The sequence below is a fragment of the Streptomyces canus genome (genome assembly GCF_030816965.1).
GTDB classification, from domain to species: domain Bacteria; phylum Actinomycetota; class Actinomycetes; order Streptomycetales; family Streptomycetaceae; genus Streptomyces; species Streptomyces canus_E.
Genome location: NZ_JAUSYQ010000002.1, coordinates 1605702 through 1624350, shown reverse-complemented (window position 1 = coordinate 1624350; position 18649 = coordinate 1605702). Strand labels below are relative to the sequence as shown.

General features: G+C 71.3%; 19 protein-coding genes. 11 read left to right on the top strand and 8 right to left on the bottom strand.

The genetic code is table 11. The annotated features are described in order from the left end of the window. Nucleotides 1-37 precede the first annotated feature (37 nt). Nucleotides 38-883 carry a spermidine synthase gene (locus QF027_RS08470; RefSeq protein WP_307073761.1) on the top strand — a complete coding sequence of 282 codons (846 nt, stop codon included), beginning with the start codon at nt 38-40 and terminating at the stop codon, nt 881-883. On the opposite strand, the gene QF027_RS08465 is transcribed toward QF027_RS08470, so the two are convergent. Further along, nucleotides 845-2146, bottom strand: coding sequence for an MFS transporter (locus tag QF027_RS08465; protein WP_307073758.1), 1302 nt, complete (start codon nt 2144-2146; stop codon nt 845-847). The two genes, QF027_RS08470 and QF027_RS08465, sit on opposite strands and share 39 nt — an antisense overlap. Before the next feature lie 200 nt (nt 2147-2346). Here QF027_RS08465 and QF027_RS08460 point away from each other — a divergent pair, with 200 nt between their 5' ends. Then, nucleotides 2347-2784 (top strand): DUF4442 domain-containing protein, encoded by a 438-nt coding sequence (locus tag QF027_RS08460; RefSeq protein ID WP_307082325.1) that lies wholly within the window; start codon nt 2347-2349, stop codon nt 2782-2784. 64 nt (nt 2785-2848) lie between these two features. Here QF027_RS08460 and galU read toward each other — a convergent pair whose 3' ends face one another. Further along, nucleotides 2849-3799, bottom strand: coding sequence for a UTP--glucose-1-phosphate uridylyltransferase GalU (gene galU / locus QF027_RS08455; RefSeq protein ID WP_306986771.1), 951 nt, complete (start codon nt 3797-3799; stop codon nt 2849-2851). Nucleotides 3800-4268: 469 nt separating this feature from the next. On the opposite strand from galU, the gene QF027_RS08450 reads away from it, so the two are divergent. Together QF027_RS08450 and QF027_RS08445 are read left to right on the top strand one after the other, a co-directional pair. Next, nucleotides 4269-6044 (top strand): RICIN domain-containing protein, encoded by a 1776-nt coding sequence (locus QF027_RS08450; RefSeq protein ID WP_373432409.1) that lies wholly within the window; start codon nt 4269-4271, stop codon nt 6042-6044. Between the two features lie 104 nt (nt 6045-6148). After that, a complete protein-coding gene (locus QF027_RS08445; protein WP_059207663.1) occupies nt 6149-6799 on the top strand; it encodes a DedA family protein in 651 nt (216 codons plus the stop codon). Nucleotides 6800-6802: 3 nt separating this feature from the next. Here QF027_RS08445 and QF027_RS08440 read toward each other — a convergent pair whose 3' ends face one another. Then, nucleotides 6803-7336, bottom strand: coding sequence for a gamma carbonic anhydrase family protein (locus QF027_RS08440; protein WP_057610556.1), 534 nt, complete (start codon nt 7334-7336; stop codon nt 6803-6805). 105 nt (nt 7337-7441) lie between these two features. Between QF027_RS08440 and QF027_RS08435 the strand changes: the two genes are divergently transcribed. Beyond that, on the top strand, nt 7442-8230 hold the full coding sequence (locus QF027_RS08435) for an acyltransferase (protein ID WP_306984599.1): 789 nt from the start codon (nt 7442-7444) through the stop codon (nt 8228-8230). A 503-nt stretch (nt 8231-8733) separates the two neighbouring features. On the opposite strand, the gene QF027_RS08430 is transcribed toward QF027_RS08435, so the two are convergent. Further along, nucleotides 8734-9591 carry an EamA family transporter gene (locus QF027_RS08430; RefSeq protein ID WP_306984601.1) on the bottom strand — a complete coding sequence of 286 codons (858 nt, stop codon included), beginning with the start codon at nt 9589-9591 and terminating at the stop codon, nt 8734-8736. A gap of 93 nt (nt 9592-9684) precedes the next feature. Between QF027_RS08430 and QF027_RS08425 the strand changes: the two genes are divergently transcribed. Next, entirely contained in the window at nt 9685-10257 is a 573-nt protein-coding gene (locus QF027_RS08425; RefSeq protein ID WP_306984603.1) for a helix-turn-helix domain-containing protein, read from the top strand. A gap of 20 nt (nt 10258-10277) precedes the next feature. Beyond that, entirely contained in the window at nt 10278-10835 is a 558-nt protein-coding gene (locus tag QF027_RS08420) for a YbaK/EbsC family protein (RefSeq protein WP_057610559.1), read from the top strand. A 573-nt stretch (nt 10836-11408) separates the two neighbouring features. On the opposite strand, the gene QF027_RS08415 is transcribed toward QF027_RS08420, so the two are convergent. Next, nucleotides 11409-12530 carry a cation diffusion facilitator family transporter gene (locus tag QF027_RS08415; RefSeq protein WP_373432408.1) on the bottom strand — a complete coding sequence of 374 codons (1122 nt, stop codon included), beginning with the start codon at nt 12528-12530 and terminating at the stop codon, nt 11409-11411. A 17-nt stretch (nt 12531-12547) separates the two neighbouring features. Here QF027_RS08415 and QF027_RS08410 point away from each other — a divergent pair, with 17 nt between their 5' ends. Continuing rightward, a complete protein-coding gene (locus tag QF027_RS08410; RefSeq protein WP_057610561.1) occupies nt 12548-12907 on the top strand; it encodes an ArsR/SmtB family transcription factor in 360 nt (119 codons plus the stop codon). A gap of 4 nt (nt 12908-12911) precedes the next feature. On the opposite strand, the gene QF027_RS08405 is transcribed toward QF027_RS08410, so the two are convergent. The 3 genes from QF027_RS08405 to QF027_RS08395 form a co-directional block, all read right to left on the bottom strand. After that, complete coding sequence (locus QF027_RS08405) at nt 12912-14129, bottom strand: 4-hydroxybenzoate 3-monooxygenase (protein ID WP_307073752.1); 1218 nt, start codon at nt 14127-14129, stop codon at nt 12912-12914. Nucleotides 14130-14216: 87 nt separating this feature from the next. Beyond that, on the bottom strand, nt 14217-15854 hold the full coding sequence (locus QF027_RS08400) for an APC family permease (RefSeq protein ID WP_307073749.1): 1638 nt from the start codon (nt 15852-15854) through the stop codon (nt 14217-14219). 151 nt (nt 15855-16005) lie between these two features. Continuing rightward, complete coding sequence (locus QF027_RS08395) at nt 16006-16413, bottom strand: CoA-binding protein (protein WP_307082321.1); 408 nt, start codon at nt 16411-16413, stop codon at nt 16006-16008. A 308-nt stretch (nt 16414-16721) separates the two neighbouring features. Here QF027_RS08395 and QF027_RS08390 point away from each other — a divergent pair, with 308 nt between their 5' ends. The 3 genes from QF027_RS08390 to QF027_RS08380 are packed head-to-tail and all read left to right on the top strand — an operon-like array spanning nt 16722 to nt 18648. Then, on the top strand, nt 16722-17438 hold the full coding sequence (locus QF027_RS08390) for a hypothetical protein (protein ID WP_306984616.1): 717 nt from the start codon (nt 16722-16724) through the stop codon (nt 17436-17438). Further along, nucleotides 17435-17977 (top strand): SixA phosphatase family protein, encoded by a 543-nt coding sequence (locus QF027_RS08385; protein ID WP_306984619.1) that lies wholly within the window; start codon nt 17435-17437, stop codon nt 17975-17977. Before QF027_RS08390 ends, QF027_RS08385 begins: the two co-directional genes overlap by 4 nt. A 44-nt stretch (nt 17978-18021) precedes the next feature. Next, nucleotides 18022-18648, top strand: coding sequence for a YigZ family protein (locus QF027_RS08380; RefSeq protein WP_307073747.1), 627 nt, complete (start codon nt 18022-18024; stop codon nt 18646-18648). Nucleotide 18649: the final 1 nt, after the last annotated feature.

The window sequence follows — 18649 nt, the reverse complement described above, 5'->3', positions numbered from 1 at the left end:
CCCCTTTTGGGGCGCTCGGCACAGGCACAATGAACAGATGACCGAGTCCCTGCCCGTCGCCCGTGCCGTTGATCACGGGTTCGCCAAGTTGATGCCTGACGTGGATCGGGAGCGGGCCTGGTTGCTGACGGTCGACGGGGCTCCGCAGTCGTACGTCGATCTCGACGAGCCGACGCATCTGGAGTTCGAGTACGCGCAGCGGCTCGGGCATGTGCTGGACGGCATCGGGGAGGCGGGGCGGCCGCTGGACGTCGTGCATCTCGGTGGGGGCGCTCTGACGTTGCCGCGGTATCTGGCGGCCACCCGGCCGGGCTCCCGGCAGGACGTGGTCGAGGCCGACCGGGCTCTGCTGGAACTGGTCGTCGAGCATCTGCCGCTTCCGGAGGGGGCGGGGATCGCGTTGCACGCGGCCGATGCGCGGGGTTGGCTGGAAACCGCCCCGGCGGGCTCTGCCGATGTGCTGGTCGCCGACGTCTTCGGTGGGTCGCGGGTTCCCGCCCATCTGACGTCCTTGGAGTACGCCCATGAGGCGGCGCGTGTGCTCAGGAGCGGCGGGGTCTATCTCGCGAATCTCGCCGACGCCGCGCCCTTCGCGTTTCTGCGGTCCCAACTCGCCAACTTCTCCGAGGTGTTCGAAGAGCTCGTGCTGATCGCCGAGCCTGCGGTACTGCGCGGGCGGCGGTTCGGGAACGCGGTGCTGGTCGCCGCGCAGCTGCCCCTGGACACGCCGGCCCTGGCCCGGCGGACGGCGGCCGACGCCTTTCCCGCGCGGGTCGAACACGGCGCCGGGCTGCGGAGGTTCATCGGGGTGGCGCGGCCGGTGCGGGACGAGGAGGCGGTGCCGTCACCCGAGCCCCCCGACGGGGCGTTCGGCATCGGCTGAGTCGTTCGTGGTGACCTGGGTGACCTGCCTGGTGTTCCGGCGCAGGTTACGGACGTCCGGTACGCACAGGACGGCCGCCGTGACCGCCGCGATCAGGCCCGAGCAGCCCCACAGGGCCGCGGTGCGTCCGAACGCCGACTCCGCCGGGCCCGCCAGCGCCGCCGCGAGCGGCATGAGGGCGACCGAGCCGAACCAGTCGTAGGCCGAGACCCGGGAGAGCTTGTCCTCCGGTATCTCCTGGTGCAGGGCGGTCATCCAGGAGACGCCGAACACCTCGACGGTCGCGCCGGCCACGAACATCGCCGTGCACAGGAGGGGTACCGACACCGGTACGGCCAGCGCGGCGGACGGCAGCGTCATCGGGAACACGCAGAGGATGCCCACGAAGAGCAGCCGGTGCGGCTTCCAGCGGGTCATGAGGAGGGCACCGACGACCGTGCCCGCGCCGAAGAATCCGAGGGCCACACCCCAGGGGCCGGCCCCGCCCAGGTCGTCCCGGGCGACGAGCGGGCCGTAGACCGCGTCGGCGGCGCCCAGTACCGCGTTGGCCACGGAGAACTGGACGACGATGCCCCACAGCCACGGCCGCCCCGCGACCTCCCGCCAGCCGTCGCGCAGGTCGGCGAGCATGCCGGAGCCCGGTGCGCGCTCCGGGATGTGACTGACGTCGAGGAAGGAGCGCAGCGAACCGGCGAGCGCGAAGGCCACCGCGTCCCCCGCGAGCACCCAGCCGGGGCCGACCGCGGCGACCATCGCACCGCCGAGCGCGGCACCGCCCAGCGCCGCGCCCTGCATCGCCATCCGGAACACCGCGAAGGCGCGGCCGGCCTGTTCGCCGCTCACCGAGGACAGCAGCATGCCCTCGGCCGCCGGACTGAAGAACGCGTGACCTGTGCCGCCGAGCGCGGTCAGCAGCATCATCTGCCAGAGCCGGGGCTCGCCTGCCAGGACGAGGACGGCGAACGCGCCCTGGGAGAGGCAGTTGAGGGTGTTGGCCGCGACCATCACCCGGTGCCGGGGCAGTCGGTCCGCCACCGCGCCGCCGATCAGCAGGAACACCACCAGCGGGAGGGTGCGCGCGGCGGCCACCAGGCCCACGTCGCCGCTGTCGCCGCCTGCCTCCAGTACGGCGAACGCGGCGGCGATCAGGGCGCCGTTGCTGCCGAGGTTGGTCACGAACGCGGCGGTGGTCAGCAGGCCGTAATTGCGGCTCGCCCAGGCGGGTCTGCGGGCGCGGCGGGAGGACTCGGCGGAGGGGGTCACCGGCCGACTATGGCCGCCGGGGTGCTGCCTTGCCAAACGCTTTCAGGACAGATCGGGATGCGGCGACGCCCCCGATGGTCGACCACGTGCAGCGGTGGTTCTGCCGGGGGCATCCGGCGCAAGGAGACGCCGATCACTGGTGCCAGGCCTGGTCAGCGCGATTTACTCGTGGGTAACATCCTGGCATGAGCGCAGACCAGATGTCCGTCGGCGAGATGCTCGCCGCCACCGTGCCCATGGTGCGGACCCTGAACCTCGAGTTCCTGGAGACCGGCCCGGAGAAGGTCGTGGTCGCCCTGCCCGACCAGGGCGAGTTCCACAACCACGTGGGCGGACCGCACGCCGGGGCGATGTTCACGCTCGCCGAGTCGGCCAGCGGGGCGGTCGTCCTGGCCGCGTTCGGCGACCAGCTCTCGCGCGCGGTACCGCTCGCCGTCAACGCGGAGATCGCCTACCGCAAGCTCGCGATGGGCCCGGTGACCGCCACGGCGACCCTGGGCCGCCCGGCCGCCGAGGTCGTCGCCCAACTCGATGCCGGGGAACGCCCCGAGTTCCCGGTCACGATCGAGATCCGCCGCGCGGACGGGGCGGTCACGGGCGAGATGACGGTGGTGTGGACACTGCGGCCGAACGGCTGAGCGGCCCGGCCCACGCCCATCACGCCTTTCGTGGCCCGGATACGCACGCCGCCGCCTCGGCCGCTCAGGCCGCCCACCGCCTCCGCCCGACCCCCTCTCCGCTCTCCCACTCCGCCACGAACCCCTTGAGCCAGTCGATGAACTCGGGGCCCAGGTCGTCGCGGTCGCAGGCCAGGCGTACCACCGTGCGAAGGTAGTCCGCCTTGTCGCCGGTGTCGTAGCGGAGGCCGTCGAAGACGACGCCGTGGACCGTGCCGTCGGTCGCGAGGTTCTGGAGGGCGTCGGTGAGCTGGATCTCGCCGCCGCGACCCGGTGGGGTGCGGTCCAGGACGTCGAAGACCTCGGGGTCGAGCACGTAGCGGCCGATGACCGCGTAGGCGCTCGGCGCGTTCTCGTGGGAGGGCTTCTCGACCAGGCCGGTCACGCGGACCAGGCCCTTTTCCTCCGTGGGCGCCACGGCCGCGCAGCCGTAGAGATGGATCTGCTCGCGCGGTACCTCCATGAGGGCGACCACACTCCCGGCGTACCGGTCGCGGACGTCGAGCATCGTGCTGAGCAGGGTCTCGCGCGGGTCGATCAGATCGTCGCCCAGGAGGACGGCGAAGGGCTCGTCGCCGACGTGGCGGCGGGCGCAGAGCACCGCGTGGCCGAGGCCGAGCGGCTCGCCCTGGCGGATGTGATGGATGTTGGCCAGGCGCGCGGGGTCGCGCACGGCGTCGAGGCGTACCGCGTCGCCCTTGGCCGCGAGGACCTGCTCCAGCTCGAAGGCGTTGTCGAAGTGGTCCTCGATGGCCCGCTTGTGGCGGCCGGTGACCATCAGGACGTCGTCGAGCCCGGCCGCTGCGGCCTCCTCGACGACGTACTGGATGGCCGGCTTGTCGACGACCGGGAGCATCTCCTTCGGCGTCGCCTTGGTCGCCGGCAGGAATCGGGTGCCGAGCCCGGCGGCCGGGACGACTGCCTTGCGGACCGTGCGGGTGGGGACGATGGTGTCTGTCGTGTGGGGGACGATCATGCGGATCATGCTGCGTCACCCGGATGAGAGCCCGCCGGGAGACGCCTGGGAGCATGCTGTGGACCCCCGCCCGGAGTAGGAGATTTCGTGTGCCAAGCATCCGGCCGCGTACACAACTTGAGTCCCGCGCCCCACGCCACTTCGAATACGGGTACGGATACCGGCGGTAACATTTCTGAACCCTCCTTTTTTTGAACATGGGTCACTCCACCTTCTTGTTTGCTGTACATCAATTGTGCGAAGGTGAGCGCCCCCCCGGGATGACCGGGTCGCATCTGATGCGGCATAGGTATGCACCAATCAGGCGCCTGCTTTCCGAGGACGCGCATATTCCATGCCGTCCTGCGGCTTGGAAGGAATTGGTCCCGTGCAATCCGCTTACCCCCCACGACCCCCTTACCCCCCACGCCCAGGATCGAGTCCGGCGGAGTCCGACCGCAATCTTCTGGCCCGGCTGGGAGAGAACAGCGTGGACGGTCATGCCGTCGCGCTGTTGATGACGCGACACTGGCAGGCGACCTACGAATACTCGGTCATCTGTCTTGCCTCCTGGTCGGGTTCGGCATCGATGGCGGCCGCGGCGGCATTTCACCGAGTGCTCGGCCGGGCGGGTGACGGCGCGCTGCGCCCTCAACTTCTTGTTGCAGTGAGGGAGTTCGTCAAGGAGTGGGCCGCGGACGACGAAATCTCCGCCGTACTGCCGGAACTTCGCAAGACGATCGGCGGCCGTGGTCTACGCGCGGCGAGGTCCGCCACCTCTGAAAGAAGACAGCTCGCCGAGCGCGCATTCAGGGCCCTTCCCGGCGCCTCTCAATGCCTGCTGTGGCACAGTGAGGTCGAGGCCGAACCCATATCCGTACCGGCCGGTCTGCTGGGTGTGGATGCGGCCCGTGCGGCGGCCGCCCTCGAGCAGGCACGCGAGCAATTCCGCACCGGCTGTGTCCGTGCTCACCGGGAACTCGCACCCACCAGTGAATGCCGTTTCTACAATCGTCTGCTGGATGTCCCGATTCGCCGGGGCGGGGACCTTCTGCCCGATGTCCGTAAGCATCTGACGGATTGCCGGTATTGCCGTCACGCCGCCGAACAGCTCAGCCATTTCGAGGGCGGTCTGGAGGTGCTGCTCGCCGAGACGGTGCTCGGCTGGGGCGCTCACCGCTATCTCGACTCGCGGCCCGCGCGTTCCGTCCAGCGTCCGGCGCCGACCCCGCCCGGCGCGGCCCGCGCAAAGCCCGGCGGCCGCCACCGCCCCGTTCCCGCGGGCCTCCTCGCCCAGCCGCGCAAAAGCGCCCGTGCCGTTCTCGTCGGCGCCGGTCTGACCTCCCTGGCCCTGCTCGCCACGGTGCTCGTGGCCAAGGGCTGGTCGGTCGACGGCGGTGTTCCCACGCCCGGCGCCACCTGGGGCGCGGTGAGCGGGAACACCGTACGGCCGAGTCCGTCGACGGTCTCCCAGGACGCCGGGTCCCCGTCCACGGCCTCGATGGGCAACCCCGTGGAGGTCGGCCACGGCAGGCTCCGCAACGCCGACGCCGACCTGTGCCTCGACACCCATGACGCCCACCACGCCCGGACCACGCCCGGCATGAAGGCCGTACTGGCGGAGTGCTCCTCCGCCGGATCCCAGCAGTGGTCGTACCAGGAGGACGGACTGCTGCGCAGCGCGGCCGATCCCAGGCTCTGCCTCGACTCGGACACCGAGAAGCGGTCGGTCGTGATCGCCGACTGCCTGACGCACGCGGGAGAGGTCCGCTACGACCTCACCGTGCGCGGCGAACTGCTGCTGCGGCGCGGGAAGGGACTCCTGGTCGCGCCCGGCAAGGGGGAGGCCGTCGTCGTCACCGAGCGGAACGGCTCGCAGGGGCAGAGGTGGCTGCTGGAGTTCGCCGACGAGAGCGCGCCGGCACCCCAGGACACGCAGTCGCCCGAGGACGCGGAGACGGGCCGGCCCTCCGGGGGACCGGACGAGGACCCGGTCGCACCCCACCTCGCCCCCGCCCCGCCGTCGGGCTCAGCCGACCGCCCCGACAGCCGCCGCGAAGAGAGCCCCGGTCAGCCCTCGGACCGGAACGGATCCCCGCCGCCGCAGTACGAGACACGGGTCGCCCAGGTCGACGACAGCGACTCCGAGCCGACCGCTCCGAGCGCTCCGGTCGAGGGGGCCGGGGCGGTGGTGGGTGCGGTCGTGGACACCACGACCTCGGTGACGGCGCCCCTCGCCTCGACGCTCCAGACCGCACTGCCGTAGGAGACGTTGTTGCTCCGGACGCCGGTTCTCGTGAACCGGTAGGCTGCCACGGCGTGCGCCGGTGCTTGGCGCACGCCGGGAACGCGACTCAGGAGGAACCGGCGTTGCACGTCCAGGAATGGCTCGACACCGTGCCCCCGGCCGCCGTCTACGCCCTGGTGGGCCTGGTCATCGGCCTGGAGAGCCTGGGCATTCCGCTGCCCGGCGAGATCATCCTGGTCTCCGCCGCACTGTTGTCCTCGCAGCACGCGGGGATCAATCCCGTGGTGCTCGGTGCGTGCGCCAGCGTCGGGGCGGTCGTCGGTGACTCCATCGGCTACGCGATCGGGCGCAAGGGCGGACGGCCGCTGCTCACCTGGCTCGGCAACAAGTTCCCGAGGCACTTCAGTGAGGGCCATGTCGCCACCGCGGAGCGGTCCTTCGAGAAGTGGGGCATGTGGGCGGTGTTCTTCGGCCGTTTCGTCGCGCTGCTGAGGATCTTCGCCGGGCCGCTCGCCGGTGTGCTGCGGATGCCGTACTGGAAGTTCCTGATCGCCAACGTGCTGGGCGGGATCATCTGGGCGGGCGGGACGACCGCGGTCATCTACTACGTGGGGATCGTCGCCGAGTCGTGGCTGAAGCGGTTCTCGTGGCTCGGACTCGTGCTCGCCGTGCTGATCGGGCTCACCTCGATGCTCGTGCTCAAGCGCCGGGCGGCGAAGGCGACGGCCCAGATGCAGGCGGCCGAACCGGAGACCGTCCCGGCCGCCGACTGAGGCTCACGGCTTGTCGTGCACCTCACTGTGGGCCTGGGCCAGGTCCGCGTAGAGCGTTCCGTTCAGGGTGACTCCCTGACGCTCCTCCTCCGTCAGCTCCCGCCGCACCTTCGCCGGCACGCCGGCCACCAGTGAACCGGGCGGTACCCGCATGCCCTGCGGTACCAGTGCCTGGGCCGCCACGAGGGAACCCGCCCCGATCACCGCGCCGTTCAGCACCGTCGCGCCCATGCCGATCAGGCAGTCGTCCTCGACCGTCGCTCCGTGGACCACCGCGTTGTGGCCCACCGAGACGCGCTCGCCGATCGTCACCGGGAAGCCGGGGTCGGCGTGCAGGGTGCAGTTGTCCTGGATGTTGCTCTGGGCGCCGACTGAGATGCGTTCTACATCGCCACGGGCCACCGCGCCGTACCAGAGGCTCGCCCCCGCCTGAAGGGTCACGTCACCGATCACCGACGCGGTGGGCGCCACGAAGGCCTCCCCGTCGATCTTCGGTTCCTTTCCGCCGATGCCCGTGATCAACGCCTTGTGCGCCATTTCGCCTCCTGGTTCGCGATATCCCGAACCGTACGCCAACCGGTGGGGCGAAGATCACAAGCCCTCCATCTCATCTGTGCGCCGTGCGCTCAGTACGGTGAGCTCGTGCCGAAGAGCAAGAACACGTTCTCATCCTGGCGGGGCCGTCTCGTCCAGCGTGCCGTCCACGCGGGCTGGGCCTGGGTGCAGCGCACGGGCTCCGTCACCGCCGAGCGCCCGGGGCGCTTCCGCTTCGGCGCGCTGGGTGCGCACACCCGGCTGGCCTTTCCGCTCGGCACGGTCTTCGGTGAACCGTGGATCCATGTCGGGTCCCACTGCATCGTCGGCGAACAGGTCACGCTGACCGCCGGCCTGATGCCCGACCTGGACCTCGGTCCGGAGCCGATCCTGCGCATCGGCGACGGGGTCGTGCTGGGCCGCGGCAGCCATGTCATCGCCGACACCACGGTCACCATCGGCAGCGACTGCTACTTCGGGCCGTACGTCTACGTCACGTCTACTAATCACTCCTACGACAATCCCCACGAGCCCATCGGCAAGCAGTGGCCGCGGATGGAGCCGGTGGAGATCGGGCCGGGGTGCTGGATCGGGACCGGGTCGGTGATCCTGCCCGGTGCGCGGATCGGGCGGAACGTCGTCGTGGCCGCCGGTGCCGTCGTGCGGGGTGTGGTGCCGGACCACGCGGTGGTGGCGGGGGCTCCCGCCCGGGTCGTACGGCGCTGGACGGCCGAGGACGGCTGGCAGCCGCCGCTCAGGACACCGGCGCCGGTTCCGATACCCGAGGGAGCGACGGCGGAACAACTCAACGCGCTGGCCGGGCTGGACGAGGAGACGGCGGCGAAACTCGCCGAGCTGGACGAGGATGCGGCGGGGCGACTTGCCGGACTGGACTGAGGGACGGGACGGCGGGGGACGCGTTCGAAGTGGGCTGGGCTGAGGGTGTGCCGGGTTCGCTTGTGGTGGGGAGCGGCGGGCCGGCTGGGCCATGGGCGCGGGGTCTGTGTGTGGTGTGTGGAGCGGTGAGTTGGTTTGGAGCGGGGCGTCGCGGGGGCTTGGTGGACGAGCTGGGCTGAGGGTGTGCCGGGTCGCCAGTGGAAGTCGGCCGGCCCGATGGGCGGGGGAGCTCGCTGGGGCCGAGCCGGCGTCGGGTCGGGTTGTCGCGAGGAGTGGGGTGTCGGTCAGGGGCAGGTCCTTGGTTGCTGTTGGGGGGGTGCGGGGGTGGTGGGGGGTCGTGCCCGGTGTGGGGTGTGACCACTGGGTTGTTGGGTCGGGGTCGGGTTGTCGCGAGGAGTGGGGTGTCGGTCAGGGGCAGGCCCTTGGTCGCTGCTTGGGGGGTGCGGGGGTGGTGGGGGGTCGTGCCCGGTGTGGCGTGTGACCACTGGGTAGTTGGGCAGGGGTCAGGTCGTCGCGAGGAGCAGGGTGCCGATCAGGGCCAGGCCCGCGCCCGTCGCCTGGAGGGCGCGGAGGCGTTCGCTGAGGAAGCCGCGGGCGGCCAGGGCCGTGACCACCGGGTAGAGCGAGGCGAGGACGGCGGCCACCGTGACCGGGCCGTGCTGGGCGGCCACCGAGTACGTGCCGTTCGCCGCCACGTCCGCGAGGCCGATGAAGGCCAGCGCGGGGAGAGAAGACCAGGGGAAGCCGGTCGTCGGGAGCGTGGGCGTGCCCCGTTTCACCGAGACGTACAAGGCCGCGCCGCCCACCGCCACGTTGACCAGACGCTGCACGAACAGGGCGAGGAACAGGCCGGTGACGCTCGTGGACGCCTCTGCGATCAGGGCGAACACCGTACCGAAGCCGAGGGCCGCGATCAGGGTGAGGACAATCGCCCGGCGTTGCACCGGGGCGCCGCGCAACTGGGGGCCACCCGCCAGGATCACTCCGGTGACGGCCACCGCGATGCCCGCGGCTTGCGTGAGTCCGGGACGCTCGCCGAGGAAGAGGCCCACGCCGACCGGGACCGCCACGCTCAGCGTGCCCAGCGGGGAGACGACACCCATCGGGCCCAGCGCGAGCGCCTTGTAGAAGCAGATCAGGGCGACCGGCCCGGCCAGACCCGCGGCGAACGCGAACCACAGCCGGGGCCCCGCCTCACTCCAGCCGCCGGTCGCCACCACGATCGCGCCGAGCACGGCCGCGGCGATCACCTGCGAGACCACCACCACCGTGAGCGCCGGGAGCCGCCGGGTCAGCACCCCGCCGCCGAAGTCGGCCAGGCCCCACAACAGGCTGGTGGCCAGGGCGAAGAATGCTGTCACGGGTCGCCTCGCAGTACAGTTCGGTGAACGATCGGGTGCACCCCACCGTAGTTCATTCAGTTGTACTGTGTCATACAGAATATTGGACGTGAAGTGTCGGACCTCGACCTGCTGACCCAGTCCCTGGCGCGCAACGTCAAGCGCTGGCGGACCGAGCGCGGCTTCACCCTGGACGCGCTGGCCGCCCGAGCCGGGGTCAGCCGCGGCATGCTGATCCAGATCGAGCAGGCCCGGACCAACCCCAGCCTCGGCACGGTCGTGAAGATCGGCGACGCGCTCGGCATCAGCATCACCACGCTGCTCGACTACGAGCAGGGGCCGAAGGTGCGGATCGTCCCGCCGGAGCAGGTGGTGCGGCTGTGGAGCACGGACGCGGGCAGTTGGAGCCGGCTGCTCGCGGGCGCGGAGGCCCCCGGCCCGCTGGAGATGTGGGAGTGGCGGATGATGCCGGGCGAGAGCAGCCGGTCGGATCCGCACCCCGCCGGGACGGTCGAGATCCTGCATGTCACGGAGGGCGAGATGACCCTGACCGTCGACGGCGTCGAGCACCGGGTCGCCGCCGGGGCGAGCGTCACCTTCGAGGCCAACGCCGAGCATGTGTACGCCAATCAGGGCCAGGTTCCCGCGCAGTGGATGCTGGCCGTCTCGGTGCCGGCCGTGCCGTGAGCGGCTGTTAGCGTGCCGCCATGGACGCACCCATCGGACACTTCGACCACGCCACCCCCGCCCCGGCCGCCCTCGACGAGCTGACCCGCCCGGTCGCCGACGCCGTACGCCACTGGAGCGGCAGCGTCCCCGCCGAGCAGATCGTGTACGTCGACACCGACCCGCAGTGGGCCGACACCGCGGTCTTCGTCGAGCACTACGGCCGGGAGCTTCTCGAGCGGTCGGCGAACTGTGTGGTCGTCGCGGGCAAGCGCGGTGGCGAGAGCACCCTCGCCGCGTGCGTGGTGCTCTCCACCACCCGGGTCGACGTCAACGGTGTCGTCCGCCGCCAACTCGGCGCCCGCAAGGCCTCGTTCGCCTCGATGGACACGGCTACGGGGGAGACCGGCATGGAGTACGGCGGCATCACCCCGATCGGACTCCCCGGCGACTGGCCGCTGTTGGTCGACTCGGCCGTGGTCGACCTCCCGTACGTCCTGGTCGGCAGCGGGCGGCGACGGGGAAAGCTGCTGGTACCGGGAAAGGCCTTCGCGGAACTGCCGGGTGCGGTGGTACTGGAGGGACTCGGCATCGCCTGACCAGGCCGGAGGGTCCTGGCCTCGGGCTGGTGGGGTCCAGATCCCGGGGTGGAGGGTGCTGGCCGCGGGTGGTGGGGTCCTGATCCCGGGGTGGAGGGTGCTGGTCTCGGACCGGTGGGGTGCTGGTCTCGGGCTGGCGGGTTCTGATCTCGGGCCGAGGAGCGCTGGCCTTGGGCTGGTGGGGTGCTGGTCTCGGGGTGGAGGGTGCTGGTCTCGGGTTGGGGAGTCCTGGCATTGGGCGCCTGTGCGAGGTGCGCGCCGCGCGTCGCGACGGAGTGCTCGGCGGCGGCCCGCGCTGGGGTGCTGGTCTCGGGCTGGGGAGTCCTGGCATCGGGTGCCTGTGCGAGGTGCGCGCTCCGCGCCGCGAGGGAGTGCTCGGCGGCCGCCACGCCGGAGGGGTCCTGACCATGACGGAGGATCCTGGCCCCGCGCCCGAAGGGTCTGGCCCGGCGCCCGAAGGGTCTGGCCCCGTGCCCGAAAGGTCTGGCCCGGCGCCCGAAGGGTCTGGCTCCGGGCCGGAGGCGTCCTGATCTCGGGCCGGAGAGTCCTGCTCTCGGACCGGGGGTCCCGCCCTCAGGCCGGTGCGTGGTGGGCGAGGGTGTGGTGGGGATCCGCCTCGCCCGGGACCGGGGCCGGGTCGGCGTGCACCAGGGCTGCCGTGAGACGGGGAACCGCGTGCAGCAGGGCGTGCTCGGCCTCGACGGCGACCGCGTGCGACTGGCGCACCGTCATCTCCCCGTCCACCACGACCGCCACCTCCGCCCGCAGCCGGTGCCCGATCCAGCGCAGCCTCAACTCGCCCACCTCGCGCACCCCTTCGACCTCGCGCAACGCGCCCTCGGCCCGGTCCACCAGTTCCGGGTCGACGGCGTCCAGCACGCGCCGGAACACCTCGCGTGCCGCGTCCCGCAGCACCAGCGTGATCGCGGCCGTGATCGCCAACCCCACGATCGGGTCGGCTAGTTGCCAGCCCAGGGCCGAGCCGCCGGCCCCGATGAGCACGGCCAGTGAGGTGAACCCGTCGGTGCGGGCGTGCAGTCCGTCCGCCACCAGTGCGGCCGATCCGATGTCCCGGCCCACCCGGATGCGGTAGCGGGCGACCCACTCGTTGCCCGCGAAGCCCACCAGCGCGGCCGCGGCGACCGCCGGGACGTGTGCCACGGGACGCGGATCGAGCAGCCGGTCGATCGCCGCCCACCCCGCGAAGGCCGCGCTCGCGGCGATCGTCAGCACGATCACGATCCCCGCGAGATCCTCGGCACGGCCGTAGCCGTACGTGAACCGCCGGGTGGCCGCGCGCCGGCCCAGCACGAAGGCGATGCCCAGCGGTACGGCGGTCAGCGCGTCCGCCGCGTTGTGCACCGTGTCGCCGAGCAGCGCGACGGACCCGGAAACGGCCACGACGACCGCCTGCATCAGGGCCGTGACACCCAGCACCGCCAGCGAGACCCACAGGGCGCGCATGCCGCGGGCGGAGGACTCCAGCGCGGAGTCGAGTTTGTCGGCGGTCTCGTGGGAGTGGGGGGTGAGGACGTGCGCCAGGCGATGGCGGAAGCCGTGGCGTCCGTGCTCGTGCCCCTGCGGATGATCGTGGTCATGGTCATGGTCATGGTCATGGCCATGACCGTGACCGTGCTCGTGGTTGCTCACGTGGACCCCTTCCGGTGCGCGCGGTGGTGGACGTACCGCGCCCATGGAGCCATTATGTGCGTATGAGCGCACGCATGCACCTATCAACTGCACACGATGCGCACCCGCGCACTCCCGGCGAGGAACAGTTCGCCCTGGCCGCCGAGATCCTCGCCCTGCTCGGCGACCGCACCCGCCTCACTCTCCTCCACGCCCTGACCGGGGGAGAGGCCGACGTCACGACCCTCACGGAGGCGTGCGGGGCGGCCCGGCCGGCCGTCAGCCAGCACCTGGCACGGCTCAGGCTGGCGGGGCTGGTGAACACGCGCAAGGAGGGGCGCCGGGTGATCTACGCACTGCGTGACGGACACCTGCGCCGCCTCGTCGACGAGGCCCTGAACGTGGCCGACCACCGGCTCAGCGACCGGCCGGTGCACGACTGAGACGTCAGTACGTGGACGCCGTACCGAGATACTGCTCCGCGAAGGCCGCCGCGGCGGCAGGTGAGGTGAACAGGCGGCGGAGGCGGGCGAAGGTGGTACCCGCGCGGTACTCGTCGCCCGACGACGTGCCGTGGTAGACCTCGGAGAGCCACTGCGAGAACTCCTGGTAGTCCCACACGCGCCGCAGACAGGCTTCCGAGTATCCGTCCAGGCCGCTGCCGTCGCCCTTGTCGAGGTAGGCGACGAGCGCGTCGCCGAGCAGGAAGGCGTCGTGCAGGGCGAGGTTCATGCCCTTCGCCGCTATGGGCGCGGTGAGGTGGGCGGAGTCCCCGGCGAGGAAGAGCCTGCCGAACGTCATGGGCTCGACCACGTAGTTGTGCATGTCCAGGACACGCTTCTCGATCAGCCGGCCCTCGGTGAGCGGAGGGGTGCCGTCCGCGCCCAGCCGCTGCTGGAGTTCGGCCCAGACGCGGTCGTGGGACCAGTTCTCGGGGTCGTCGCCGGGCGGGCACTGCAGGTAGTAGCGGGTGACCTCGGGGCTGCGGGCCATGTGCCCGGCGAAGCCGCTCGGGTGGATGCCGAACAGGACGCAGTCGGAGGACGGCGGTGCCTCGGCGAGCGGCGCCAGCCAGCCGATGCCGTAGTCGTGCCGGGCGATGTTCGTGGTCTCGGGGAGGACGGTGCGGGTCACCCCGCGGGCCCCGTCGCAGCCCGCAACGAACTCGCAACCGACCAGCTGTCGTTCGCCCGTGCCGGCATCGGTGTACGACACCGACGGCCGGGGCGTCTCCAGGTCGTGCAGCTGGACGTCCTGCACGCCGAAGCGGATCTCACCGGCCCGTACGTCGGCGTACTCGCGCACCAGGTCCGTCACCAACAGCGGCTGCGGATACACGAAATGGTGCTGTCCCGTCAGCTCGCCGTAGGCGAAGCGGAAGCGGTCGCCGGCGAAGCGGAACTCGCACTCGGTGTGCAACTGGGCGCGCTCCAGAAGGTTGTCGGCCAGGCCGTGCCGCTGCAGAGCGCGTACGGCCCACTCCTCGATGACGCCCGCACGCGGCCGCTGCTCGATGAACTCACGGGTCTCCACCTCCAGCACGAGGCAGTCCACGCCCGCGGCTCGCAGGATGTTGCCGATGGTGAGTCCGGCGGGTCCGGCGCCGACGACGAGGACCGGAAAACGCTGTGGGGCACCGGAGTTGGAGGGGGACGCGGAGGTCACCCGGACATTATGTCGGTGCCCTGCGGAGGGCGGGAGCGGTGCCGGGGTGCCTCCACACGCGCAGGCGCCCCGTCCGGACTGTTGTCCTCAGTGCGCGGGCGCCTCGGTGACGACGACCTCGTCGATGCTCCGCTCGATGTCCTCGGGCCGGGAGGCGGTCGCCTTCGCCCAGTAGTAGATCACCAGGGAGAAGGCGATGACGACCAGCATGTCCCACCACAGGCCGAGGTGTCCCTGGCCGCCGAAGCCGCCCTGCCAGGAGATCAGGCCGAGACCCAGCAGGTAGACCGGCAGCCACTGTGCGGCCTTCCAGTCGAGCCGGGGCGCGTCGGGCAGTCCGGCGGCCACCGCATACCAGGCGTACACGCCGAGCAGCAGGTAGCCGAGGACGATGGCCACCCCGAGCCGCCACAGGGTGTCCCACCCCGCCCAGTAGATGATCAGGTTGGCCACCGCGAAGGACAGCGGGGCGATCGCCTTGCCGGCGGGGAGCCGGTACGGGCGCTCCAGGTGTGGCAGCCGCTCGGCGAACACGCCGTACGCGAGCGGCGCGCCGGCGTACATGAGGACGCTCGCCGAGGTGATGAAGCCGACCAGTTCCTGCCAGCTGGGGAAGGGCAGGAAGCAGACCACGCCGGTCACGAAGGACATGATCAGGCCGAACCAGGGCACGCCCCGCCGGTCGGTGCGGGCGAACACCTTCGGTGCGTAGCCGTTCTTGGCCAGACCGAAGGAGACGCGGGAGGTCGCGGTCGTGTAGATCAAGCCGGTGCCGCCGGGGGAGATCACCGCGTCGAGGTACAGCACCCAGCTCAGCCAGCCGAGGCCCACGAGGGTCGCGAGGCCGGCCCAGGGCCCGCTGATGCCCTCGAAGTTCAGCTTCGCCCAGCCGTGGGCGAAGGCGGAGTGCGGGAGGGCCACGATGAACACCAGCTGGAGCAGGACGTAGATGACGGCGCCGATCGCGACCGAGCCGAGGGTCGCCCGGGGCAGGTCCCGCTTCGGGTCACGGCTCTCGCCGGCGAGCTGGATCGCCTGCTCGAACCCCAGCAGCGCGAAGATGATGCCGCTGGAACTGATCGCGCTCAGCACGCCCTTGGCGCCGAACGGCGCGAAGCCCTCCGAAGTGAAGTTGCCCGGGTGGAAGTTGCCGAACGCGATGACGAAGATGGCGACGAGCGGCACCCCGATCTTCCACCAGGTGGCCGCGCTGTTGGTGAACGCGAGTACCCGGACGCCGAAGAAGTTGACGGCCACGAACACGGCCATGAGGAACACGGCGACCGCGAGACCACTGGCGGTGAGTGTGCCGTCGGAGTGCTGGAAGCCCTTCGCCCAGCTCCAGTGCCCGGCGTACCCGATCATGGCCTCGACCTCGATCGGCGCCACGGTCGCCGCCTGGAGCCAGGAGAACCAGCCGAAGGACATTCCGGCCAGACCGCCGAACGCGTAGTGCGGATAGCGCGCGGTACCGCCCGCCACCGGGAACATGCCGCCCAGTTCTGCGTGCACCAGGGCCAGCAGGACAATGGCGACCGCGCCGATGATCCACGAGATGATCGCCGCGGGGCCGGCCACGACGACCGCCTTTTCGGCGCCGTAGAGCCAGCCGGAGCCGATGATGGACCCCACCGAGGCCCACATGAGCCCGATCAGCCCCACGTCCCGCCGCAGGCCGCCGCCCGGCTTCCCCTTTGTCTCAGGTGCTGAATCGACGCTTACCATAAATTAAGGGGCCTCTCACGAATTACATACATTTGCTGTGTGAGCGGCCCCAGATTACGAATCAACCGCCTTTGAGTTAAAGGCGGTTGTCGCATATTTGACTTCTTTGCGGGGAATTCCTTGCGAGTGGTTCAGGAATTCGGGAAAGACATCAGCCGAGGCGGGGGATCTCGATCGCCGGGCACCGGTCCATGACTATGTCGAGGCCGGCGGCGCGGGTACGGTCGTAGGCCGCCTCGTCGATGACGTCCAGCTGGAACCAGACCGCCTTCGCGCCCTTGGCCACGGCCTCGTCGGCGACCGCTCCCGCGAGGTCGCCGTTCACGAACACGTCGACCACGTCCACGTCGAAGGGGATCTCCGCGAGCGAGGCGTACCCCTGTTCGCCGTGCACGGTCTCCGCCTTGGGGTGCACCGGCACGATCCGCTTGCCGTGGCGCTGGAGCACCTCGGCGACCCCGTAGGCCGCGCGCCGCTGGTTCGACGACAGGCCCACGATCGCCCAGGTGTCGCCGAGCTCGGTGAGGATCCTGCGGACAATTGCTGAGTCGCCGTACACGCTCGGCTCCTTGCTCTGGATGCGAGGACTGATGTGATCGGAAACAGCCGGCGGGCGCGGTTGATTCCGGGCCGACGCCGTGGCGACGGCGCGATGCAGGGCGGTGGACAGGGCGAGCAGCAGGGACATGAACCGCAACGGACTCATGGGCGGCGAACTCCCTGTCGTGGAAGCCCTCGCAGGCTCCGGGCGAGCCGTCCCCGGTGACTCAGCCGAATGAGCGGGCGCGGGTGGTTGAATCCCGTACCCGTGTCCGGAATACCGGTCAGTCACCTGCGAAGAGCCCTCCGTCCGCCTACGCTCGCCCCGTGCTGCGCATCACCGACGCCCGAACCGGCCGGCCCGTAGACGCCGTCCCCGCCCGCAGGGGCCTGACCCGAGTCGAAGCCCATGTACGGGGCTACGACCTCTCCGCCCTGCGAGTCCTGCTCGTCGCCGATCTCCTCGCCAGGGCCCTGGAGATCGGCGGCACGCCCGTGTGGGCGCTCCTCACCGGCGACCGCGAACAGGCGGAGCTGCACGCGGCGGCCGCCGCCCTGGGCATCCGGCCCTTCGAGGACCGCCGGGACGTCGGCCCCGGGTGGGGCGAGTCCCAGGTCGTCCACGTGGTGGGAGAGGGAGGCGCGGCCCCGGACGGCGTACGGGTCGCCGTCGCGCCCGTCGGGACGCCGGACCTTCCGGAGGGCGCCGACCCCGCCGCGGTCCGCCTCGCCCTGCTCGTCCCGCCCCGGAGCACGCCCGCACGGCTCGACGAGGCAGTCCTGGGCGAGGCCCACGACACCCTCGTACGCTGGCGCCGGGCCGTCGCCGCCTGGGCACGGCATCCGTCACGGCCCGTCCCCGACCAGGTGCGCGGACGGCTCCGTACCGCCTGGGAGGACGACCTGGACGTACCCGAGGTGCTGAGGGTGCTGCGGTGGGTCGAGGAGTCGGACCTGCCGGAGGGCGCCCGCTTTGAGACGTACGCCCACGCGGACCGGCTGCTCGGCCTCGATCTCACCCGCGACCTGGGCTCCCCGGCATGACGGCGGCCACCGGAGCGGGCCCGCTGCGCCGGTTGGTCGTGCTGAGACACGCCAAGTCCGCCTGGCCCGAGGGCGTCGCCGACCACGACCGCCCCCTGGGACCCCGCGGCCGCCGGGACGCGCCCGAGGCGGGCCGCGCTCTCGCCGCCTCCGACCTGCTCCCCGACCTCGCCCTGTGCTCCACCGCCGTACGCGCCCGACAGACCTGGGAACTGGCGTCCGCCCAGTGGGGCACCCCACCGCCGGTACGCCTGGACCCGGAGCTGTACGGGGCCGACGTACCGGAGCTGCTGACGGCCGTGCACGAGGCACCTCCCCAGGTCGTGACGCTGCTCCTCGTGGGGCACAACCCCGGTCTGGAGGAACTCGTCCTCACGCTGGCCGGGGACAGCCTCGACGACGCGCTGGACGAGGTCCGGGTGAAGTTCCCGACCTCGGCGATCGCGGTGCTGGCCTGGCACGGCACGTCCTGGCGGACCCTGGAGCCGGGGACCGCGCTGCTCACGTCCGTGATGGTGCCGCGGGGCAGGATGCGATGAGCCGGCCCGTCGGGACGCCCTCACCGACGGATTAGGCTGACCGGATGCAGGACGAGTACCGCACCGTGGCCCACGCGGGCGTGCACGAGACCGAGGTCAACCGCTCCCGCTTCCTGTGCGCCCTCGCCCCGGCGGCCACCGAGAAGGAGGCCCAGGACTTCGTCGCGTCCGTCCGCAAGGAGCACGCCGACGCCACCCACAACTGCTACGCGTACGTCATCGGCGCCGACGCCGTGATCCAGAAGGCGAGCGACGACGGCGAACCCGGCGGCACCGCAGGCGTCCCCATGCTCCAGATGCTGCTGCGCCGCGACATGCGGTATGTCGTCGCCGTCGTCACCCGCTACTACGGCGGCGTCAAGCTCGGAGCGGGCGGACTCATCAGGGCGTACGGCGGCGCGGTCGGCGAGGCACTGGACGCGGTGGGCACCCTCACCCGCCGCCGGTTCCGCCTCGCCACGGTGACCGTCGACCACCAGCGCGCCGGCAAGGTGCAGAACGACCTGCGCTCGACCGGACGCGAGGTGCGGGACGTGCGGTACGGCGAGGCCGTCACCATCGAGATCGGGCTGCCGGATGCCGACGTGGACGCCTTCCGGGGGTGGCTCGCCGATGCCACCGCGGGGACGGCCGGGTTCGAGCTGGGCGGGGAGGCCTACGGGGACGCGTGAA